At 74.9% G+C, this 5,235-nt stretch carries 6 protein-coding genes and 1 pseudogene; 2 read left to right on the top strand and 5 right to left on the bottom strand.

Features of this window, described 5'->3' with window-relative positions; genetic code table 11:
• Positions 1-381, bottom strand: a pseudogene (locus tag Q4D18_RS10930) (NUDIX domain-containing protein); the annotation flags it as partial.
• A gap of 125 nt (positions 382-506) precedes the next feature.
• Here Q4D18_RS10930 and Q4D18_RS10925 point away from each other — a divergent pair.
• The gene (locus Q4D18_RS10925) at positions 507-1,907 is read left to right on the top strand and encodes an alpha/beta fold hydrolase (RefSeq protein ID WP_303128311.1); all 1,401 of its coding nucleotides are present in this window, start codon (positions 507-509) and stop codon (positions 1,905-1,907) included.
• 11 nt (positions 1,908-1,918) lie between these two features.
• Here the strand turns inward: Q4D18_RS10925 and Q4D18_RS10920 are convergent, their stop codons facing one another.
• Positions 1,919-2,344, bottom strand: a complete 426-nt coding sequence (locus Q4D18_RS10920; RefSeq protein WP_303128309.1) for a hypothetical protein — start codon at positions 2,342-2,344, stop codon at positions 1,919-1,921.
• The gene (locus tag Q4D18_RS10915; RefSeq protein ID WP_303128303.1) at positions 2,344-2,763 is read right to left on the bottom strand and encodes an organic hydroperoxide resistance protein; all 420 of its coding nucleotides are present in this window, start codon (positions 2,761-2,763) and stop codon (positions 2,344-2,346) included. The genes Q4D18_RS10920 and Q4D18_RS10915 overlap by 1 nt, the downstream gene beginning before the upstream one ends.
• 111 nt (positions 2,764-2,874) lie before the next feature.
• On the opposite strand from Q4D18_RS10915, the gene Q4D18_RS10910 reads away from it, so the two are divergent.
• The gene (locus tag Q4D18_RS10910; RefSeq protein WP_303128302.1) at positions 2,875-3,363 is read left to right on the top strand and encodes a MarR family winged helix-turn-helix transcriptional regulator; all 489 of its coding nucleotides are present in this window, start codon (positions 2,875-2,877) and stop codon (positions 3,361-3,363) included.
• 33 nt (positions 3,364-3,396) lie between these two features.
• Here Q4D18_RS10910 and Q4D18_RS10905 read toward each other — a convergent pair whose 3' ends face one another.
• Both Q4D18_RS10905 and Q4D18_RS10900 read right to left on the bottom strand, forming a co-directional pair.
• A complete protein-coding gene (locus Q4D18_RS10905; protein ID WP_303128301.1) occupies positions 3,397-4,203 on the bottom strand; it encodes an alpha/beta fold hydrolase in 807 nt (268 codons plus the stop codon).
• 26 nt (positions 4,204-4,229) lie between these two features.
• The coding region (locus tag Q4D18_RS10900; protein WP_303128300.1) for an NADP-dependent oxidoreductase at positions 4,230-5,235 on the bottom strand (1,006 nt) is incomplete at its 5' end.

Raw genomic sequence — 5,235 nt, 5'->3', positions numbered from 1 at the left:
TCAGCGGGGACGGGCCTCGCCGACGCCGGGCACGGGGCGGCCGTCCTCCAGGTAGACGCAGTGTGCGGCGTCCCACGCGGCGTCGACGCGGCGGGAGATCGCCGGGCGCAGCAGCTTCCGGGCCTGTTTGCGCGTCACGAACCGGTGCTCGGAGGCCTCGCTCTCCTGCAGGCGGATGGCGGCGACGTCGTCGGCCGTCAGCGGCGCGGCGGCGCGGAAGGGAAACCGCAGACCGAGGCGGCCGTCGGTCTTGCTGGGGCGGGTGTCGACGGCGACGAGCCGGCCGGCGGAGACCTCCAGCCCCGTCTCCTCCCACACCTCGCGGCGACACCCCTCGCACGGGGTCTCGCCGTCGTCCACCATGATCCCGCCGGGGATGGTCCAGCCCTTCTTGTCGGTGGGCTAGAGGATGAGCAGCCGCCCAGCCTCGTCGAAGAGGAGGCAGCCGCAGGAGACGGGGACCGTGGGGATGGTGGAGGCCCTGGGGCCGGCCCCGCTCACCCCAGGTGCGCCGCGCGCAGCTCGCGCGCCACCTGGGCGCGACCGTGATCGCGACCGTCTCCGGCCGGAACGCGGAGTTCGTCCGCGGGCTCGGCGCGCACGAGGTAGTCGACTACCGCACCGAGGACTTCGTGGCCCGGCTCACCGGCTCCCCCGTCGACCTCGTGCTGGACACGCAGGGCGGTGAGACGACCTCACGCTCCTTCGAGGTGGTGCGGCCGGGCGGGCTCGTGGTCGGCATCGCCGGCACCCCGGACCCGGGACTGGCGGACCAGGCGGGCGCTCCCCGGCACGTCAAGCTGGCCCTCACCGCCCTGAGCGCGCGGCTGCGCCGCCAGGCGGCACGGCGGAACGTCCGCTACCGGTTCCTCTTCATCGAGCCCGACGGTGCCGCCCTGCGCACCCTCGCCGGACTGGTGGACGACGGCGTCGTCCGGCCCGTGGTGGACCGCGTCGTCCCGTTCGCGGACACCCTGTCGGCGCTCGACCAGGTGCTGGCCGGGGGCACGCGGGGCAAGGTCCTGGTCAGCATGGACCCGACCGAGGGGCCGTGGCGCCCCGAGCGCGCCCGCACGTGGGCCACCGCCCCGACCCGGCACGTCGAGGTCGACGGCGAACTGCTCGCCTGGCGCGAGCTCGGCCGCACCGACGGCGTGCCGGTCGTGCTGTTGACGCACCTGGCCGCCACGCTGGACGAGTGGGACCCGCGCGTCGTCGACGCCCTCGCGCAGCGGCACCGCGTGGTCGCCCTCGAGCTCGAGGGCGTGGGCGGCTCGACCGGCACCGTCCCGGACACCGTCCAGGAGATGGCGGACACCGCGCGGGCCATGCTGCGGGAGCTGGGCATCGAGCGCGCGGACGTCGTGGGCTTCTCCCTGGGCGGCTTCGTGGCGCAGCAGATCGCCCTCGACGCTCCGGAGCTGGTCCGTCGCCTGGTGCTCGGGGGCACGGGGCCTGCGGGCGGGGAGGGCATCGACCGGTCGACCGGCGGCGCCTATGTGTACACGGACATGCTGCGCGGCGCGCTCGCACGCACCGATGCCAAGGAGTTCCTGTTCTTCCCCCGCACTGCAGAGGGGAAGGCCGCGGCCCGCGACTACCTGGCGCGGCTGCGGGAGCGGGTCATGGACCGGGACGAGCCCGCCACGCTGGAGGTGCTGCGCCGGCAGATCGCGGCGATCCGCCACTGGGGCCGCCAGGAGCCCCAGGACCTGTCCCGGATCACCGCGCCCACGCTGATCGCCAACGGCGACGACGACCGCATGGTCCCCTCCATCCGGTCCGAGGACATGCACCGCCGCATCCCGGACAGCACGCTGCTGATCCACCCGAACTCCGGTCACGGCGGGGTGTTCCAGCACCACGAGGAGTTCACCCGGGCCCTGCTGGAGCACCTGGCGGGCTGAGGACGCCGGCCTCAGCGGCGCCCGCCCTGCTCCCGCTCGGGGATTCCCGCGGCCCACAGGGCGGCCGCGATGAGGGCGGGCTGGCCGAACAGCCGCGCCAGGCGGCGGCCGTCCGTGTCCAGCCCGAAGCCGTCCTTGCGCTCGGCGTACTGCCCGATGTTCCCGGGGTAGATCCCCGTGTAGAAGGCGGCCAGGGCGGTGCCGGTCAGGCGGCGCTGCCCGGGGAGCGCCAGCAGAGCGGCCCCGAGGCCGATCTCGGCCACGCCGGATCCGAGCACCACGAGGTCCGCCGGGAGCGGGACCCACGAGGGCACCTGGGCGCGGAACTCACGGCGCGCCACGGTGAGGTGGGACAGCCCCGCGGCGGTCATGAACCCGCCGAGGCCGAGGCGGGCGGCGGTCTGGGAGAGGGGGACGGACTGCCGGCGCTTCGTCATCACGCCTCCCCGAGCTCGAGGACGACGTCGATGTTGCCCCGGGTGGCGTTCGAATAGGGGCACACCTGATGCGCCTGCTCCATGAGGGCGCGGGCCTGGTCCGCGGGGACATGGGGCAGCACGACCTCGAGGGTGACCTCCAGGCCGAAGCCCTCACCCTGGCGGCCGATGCCCACGCGCGCGCCGACGGAGGAGTCGGTGATGTCGGCACGGGAGGCGCGGGCGACCATCTGCAGGGCCGAGTGGAAGCACGCGGCGTAGCCGGCGGCGAACAGCTGCTCGGGGTTGGTGCCCTGGCCGGAGCCGCCCATCTCGGTGGGCACGGCGAGGTCGAGGTCGATCCGCCCGTCGGTGGTGCGGACGTGGCCGTCGCGGCCGGCGCCGGTGCTGAGCGCCTCGGCGGTGTAGAGGGTCTCCATGAGGGGTCCTTTCATCCTCCCGCCCTGTGCGGGGCGGGTCGGGTCCAGCCTGCCATCTGGTTAGGTCGTGCGCAACCAAGTCGCTCCGCCGCAACCACTAGGATGCCTCCCATGGATGCCACGCCGACCTCCAGCCTCGCCCTCGAGGACCAGCTCTGCTTCGCCCTGCACCGGGCCACACGCGCCGTCACGCGCGGCTACGGCCCCCTGCTGGCCCACCTCGGGCTCACCTACCCGCAGTACCTGGTGATGCTCGCCCTGTGGCAAGTGGACCGCGAGGCATCGGCCAAGACGGACCCGCCGGCGCCGGACGCCGAGGCGCTGGGGGTCGGCGAGCTGCGGGACCGCCTCGGCATGGACAACGGCACCATCACGCCGCTGGTGCGACGCCTGGCCGGCATGGGGCTCGTGACGCGGGAGCGCTCCGCCCGGGACGAGCGGCGCGTGCTGGTGCGGCTGACGGACGAGGGACGGGCGCTGCGGGCGTCCGCCCGGACGGTCCCGGCGGACGCCCTCACCCGGATCCCCCTGGACGCCACCGAGCGCCGGGCCCTCATGGACCAGCTGAACCGGATCACCGAGGCCGTCGGGCCGCGCTGAGACGGCGGGAGCGGCCCGCGCGCCGAGCCCGGGTCAGCGCACCCGGTCCAGGATCGCCCGGGCGACGGCGTCCGCCTCACGCTCGGGCAGCCAGTGGTCCGCGTCGAGCTTCAGGAACCGGTACTCCCCCGCCACCTGCCCGGCCGTGAGCTCGGCGGCCCGCGGCCCCAGGGCCGCGTCCCGGATGCCCCACACGTACGTGGTGGGGACCGACACGGGCGCGGTCAGCGGGGCGGTGGCCAGACCCGTGTTGGCGCGGTACCAGTTCAGCGGGCCGCGCAGGCTCTGCGGGGTGGAGAACCGGCGGGCGTAGTGCTCCGCCCCGGGGACCTGTCCCCGCTGCAGCAGGGAGCCCAGCCGGCGCGCGAGGATCCGTTCGGGGAGGGACGGTGCCTGGAAGGCGGCGATGTACCAGCTGCGGCGCAGCTGGTCAGGGCGGCGCAGGGCGCGGGCCAGGGCGGCCGGGTGCGGCGTGGACAGGACGGTCAGGGACGCGACGCGCTCGGGGTGCGCGGTGGCCAGCGCCCAGGCGACGGCGCCGCCCCAGTCATGGCCGACGACGTGGACGCGCCGCGCCCCCGCCGCGTCCGCCAGCGAGACGGCGTCCCCCACGAGCGCCGGGAGGCGGTAGGCCGCCGTCGACCGCGGAGCGGCCCCCGGGGAGTAGCCGCGCTGGTCCGGGGCGAGGGTGCGCAGCCCCGCGGCGTGCAGCAGCGGCTCGACGTGCCTCCAGGACGTGGCGTCCTGCGGGAAGCCGTGCAGCAGCAGGACCACCTCCCCCTCGGTCGGCCCGCCGTCGCGGACGTCGAAGGTCAGGCCCTGATGCCGGAAGGTGGCCATGCCGCCCCCGAGTGCGCCGTCGCTCGTCACAGCCGGACGACCATCTTCCCCGTGTTGGCGCCCTCGAGCAGGTCGATGAACGCCTGGGGTGCGTTCTCCAGGCCCTCCCGGACGGTCTCATCCCACTGGATCTTCCCGGCGGCGACCCACGGGCCCATGCGCTCGAGGAACTCGGGACGGACCTGCGCCGCGTACTTCTGCAGGACGAAGCCGCGCAGGGTCAGGCGCTTGCCGATCGCCAGGGCGAGGTTGCGTGGGGCGGCCGGCGGCTCCGTCGAGTTGTACTGGGCGATCGCGCCGCACATCGCCACGCGGCCGTCGACCCGCATCGCTGCGATGGCCGCCTCGAGGTGGTCGCCGCCCACGTTGTCGAAGTAGACGTCGATCCCCTCCGGCGCGGCCTCGGCCAGCAGGTCCGTGGGCGAGCCGTCGTGGTAGTTGAACGCGGCGTCGAAGCCCAGCTCCTTCACCCACGCCACCTTCTCGGGCGTGCCCGCCGAGCCGATCACGCGCGAGGCGCCCAGGAGGCGGGCGATCTGGCCGGCGATCGAGCCGACGGCCCCGGCGGCGCCCGAGATGAACACGGCGTCGCCCTCCTGGATCTCGGCCACGTGCACGAGGCCGGTGTAGGCGGTCAGGCCCGTCATGCCCAGCGCGCCGAGGTAGGTGCTGTCCGGGAACCGGGAGGTGTCCACGGCCTGGACGGCGCCGCCGTCGAGGACGGCGTGCTCGCGCCAGCCGCTGCCGTGGAGCACCGACGCGCCCTCTGGCACGTCCGGGTGGCGTGAGGCGAGGACGGTGCCCACCGCGCCGCCGTCGAGCGGGGCATCGAGCTGGAACGGGGGCACGTAGGACTCGACGTCGTTCATGCGGCCGCGCATGTACGGGTCCACGGACATCACGGTGTTGCGCACGAGGACCTGGCCCTCGGCGAGCTCGGGGAGCTCGACCTCCGTGAGGCGGAAGTTCTCCGGCGTCGGGGCGCCGTGGGGGCGGGAGGCGAGGTGGATCTCGCGCGTGCGGGTGGGGGTG

It is taken from the genome of Micrococcus sp., from assembly GCF_030523875.1.
Lineage (GTDB): Bacteria > Actinomycetota > Actinomycetes > Actinomycetales > Micrococcaceae > Micrococcus.
The sequence above is the reverse complement of the archived record's forward strand: the minus strand, read 5'-3'. Positions and strand labels throughout refer to the sequence as shown.